This is a genomic window from uncultured Gimesia sp. (genome assembly GCF_937910335.1).
In the GTDB taxonomy this organism is placed as follows: domain Bacteria; phylum Planctomycetota; class Planctomycetia; order Planctomycetales; family Planctomycetaceae; genus Gimesia.
This window is the reverse complement of record NZ_CALEMX010000066.1, coordinates 1-2,679: the sequence shown is the minus strand read 5'-3', so window position 1 is coordinate 2,679 and position 2,679 is coordinate 1. Positions and strand designations below refer to the sequence as shown.

The following is a 2,679-nucleotide window of genomic DNA, read 5'->3' as shown; positions in this document are numbered from 1 at the left end:
CCGCAACCAATGCCCCGCCCCTGATTTTTCCCTGTGAGCGGAGTCTTGAAGTGCTCGCTCTCTTTAATGGCTTCTAGAGTTTCGACCAGACCGACTCGCGGATAGACGACACCGTCAATCCGACGTGTCCCTTCCTTAGAGGCATTGAGTAATCGAAAATCAATGGGTGACATTCCCAGTTTTCCACAGAGTTCGTCCACGACACCTTCAGTCGCAAAGGCAGCGTTCGTAGCTCCTGGGGCTCGATAGGCGTTCGTTCGTGGTTTGTTGACGCAAACGTCGTAGCCTTCCACACGTCCATTGGGAATATCGTAACAGGAGAAAACACACATCGCCCCTGCACCAATGGGAGCGCCGGGATAACCACCCGCTTCATACGCCATCCAGGCTTCAGCGGCGGTAAGGTGTCCTTCCGCGTCGACGCCCATTTTGATTTTGATATACGATCCAGGAGTTGGTCCCGTTGCCTGTAATACATCAGCCCGGTCCATCACCAGTTGGACGGGAGCCCCTGATTTACGCGACAGGACGGCAGCCGCCGGGGCCAGATAAACGGAAATTTTGCCACCAAAACCTCCACCGATCTCTGCCGGAACAACTTTCACGCGCGCTAAAGGTACGTCTAATAATTCTGCCACTTGTTGTCGAACGGAAAATGTACCCTGAGTCGGAGTCCAAACGGTGATCTGACCATCGTTATTCCATAAAACGGTTGCCACATGCGGTTCAATATACCCCTGATGCACGGTCGATGTGCGAAATTCGCGTTCAACTACATATTTGGCTTCAGCAAAACCTTTTTCGATATCCCCTTTTTCAAAAAGGAAACGCTTGGCAACGTTCGTAGGCTTGTCCCCTTTCTCTCCGCTGGCAACCTCTTCGGTGCGTACATCCGGATTCAGTACCGGCGCTTCATCTGACATCGCTTCCAGCACATCCAGAACCGGTGGCAGGAGTTCGTATTCTACTTCGATCAGACTGGCCGCTTCCCGGGCAATATGAATATTGTCAGCGGCAACCGCGGCGATGGAGTGACCTTTATATAGCACTTTAGTGCGGGCCAGATTGTTACTGCTCAAATGGTTCAGCACCACCGAACCTTCTCCCAGCTCCGCAACCTTATCTCCGGGTTCCGGTAAATCAGCACTGGTAGCAACCGCGCGTACGCCCGGCAGCGCTTCTGCTTTGGAGGTATCAATCGATTTGATATTGGCATGTGCATGCGGACTACGATGAATCGCGCCATAAAGCATGCCTTTGACTTTGATGTCCGCACCATACAAGGCACGTCCCGTCACCTTGTCGGCGCCATCGTGACGGATCGGACGTGTCCCAATCACTTTATATTTGGGAGTGTCACCACTTCCTTCTGCTGATTTTGTCTCATCAATGGTCGCCATTAGACAGTCTCCTTCTGACATGAGGCAGGTTGACCCGCTCTTTTTTCTGCAGCTTCTTGAATCGCACGCACTATTTTGTCATAGCCTGTGCAGCGACACAAATTCCCGGCCATCGCAAATCGAATTTCTTCTTCAGTCGGATTCGGGTTCTCATCCAGAAATGCTTTGGCTGCCATAATATATCCGGGAGTACAAATGCCACACTGTAAGGCGGCATTTCCCAGAAAGGCTTCCTGTATGGGATCCAGCCCGTCACCAGGGGCCAGACCTTCGATCGTTTCGATGTCAGCTCCTTCTGCTTCCACACCCAGAACCATACAGGTATTGACCGCGCGGCCATCAACCAGCACAGTACAAGCACCACAGTTGCCGTTGGAGCAGCCTTCTTTGGCGCCGGTCAGGCTGAGTGTATCACGCAATATTTCGAGTAAGGTCTGCCGGGGCTGGCAGAGGAACTCCTCTTCACGGCCATTGATAGTCGCGGTTACGATCCGTTTCTTCGCCATCGAAAAGTCCTTATTAAAAAAGTCTGATTTAGAATTGATTATCGAGTCAGTTTCATCATAAGCTGCAATGAATTATCCACGGGCACGTTCGACTGCTTTTTTCACCACACGCTCGGTTAAAACTCCCGTCACATGATTACGAAACTCCTCTGTTCCCCGCATATCAGTGATCGGGTGAATCACAGCACGAGCCGCGGCACCTGCCTTTTGAATCGTTTCATCATTCACCGGTTGGCCGGCTAAAATCTCGCTGGCTTCCTGAGCATAAAATGGCTTGGCGGCAACCGCGCCCAGACCAATGCGGGCGGATACAAAATTCTCGCCACTCTCATCCAACACGACAGAAGCACCAACTCCCACAACGGCGATATCCATCTCGTTACGGGGAATGAATCGACGGTAGTGAGATCCACTCTGAGCGGGGCGTGGAGGAAATCGAAGTTCCACAATGATTTCGCCTGTTTCCAGCACATTCTGACCCGGTCCGGTGCAAAATTCATCGACGGGTATCTCGCGTGTTCCCGAGGGACCGGTAATGACAACCGTTGCAGACAGAGCAATCAATGCGGGCGTTGAATCGGCGGCAGCACCAGCATTCGCCAGATTTCCCCCGACGCTGGCCCGGTTCTGAATCTGCATGCCACCAATGATATTGCTACTGTCGGAAATCGCTGAATAGTGCTCCAGAATTCCCGGATGTTCATAAATTTGGTAACAGGGAACGGCGGCCCCCAGTCGCAGACCTTCATCGTTCACTTCCAATACCATCAATT

3 protein-coding genes are annotated in these 2,679 nt (G+C 52.1%); all 3 read right to left on the bottom strand.

Going from position 1 to position 2,679, the window contains the following annotated elements:
• Positions 1–1,400 (bottom strand): molybdopterin cofactor-binding domain-containing protein (locus Q0668_RS02665; protein ID WP_298859667.1); only part of this gene is annotated, 1,400 nt, incomplete at its 3' end.
• Positions 1,400–1,906: a (2Fe-2S)-binding protein gene (locus Q0668_RS02660; RefSeq protein WP_298859665.1), complete on the bottom strand. Its 507-nt coding sequence runs from the start codon at positions 1,904–1,906 to the stop codon at positions 1,400–1,402. The genes Q0668_RS02665 and Q0668_RS02660, both read right to left, overlap by 1 nt.
• Positions 1,907–1,978: 72 nt before the next feature.
• On the bottom strand, positions 1,979–2,679 hold a 701-nt coding region (locus tag Q0668_RS02655), incomplete at its 5' end, for an FAD binding domain-containing protein (RefSeq protein ID WP_298859663.1).

What these genes read in the sequence shown, in the direction of transcription:
- Q0668_RS02660 (WP_298859665.1), bottom strand. Translation starts at nt 1,906, where the DNA reads ATGGCGAAGAAACGGATCGTAACCGCGACTATCAATGGCCGTGAAGAG.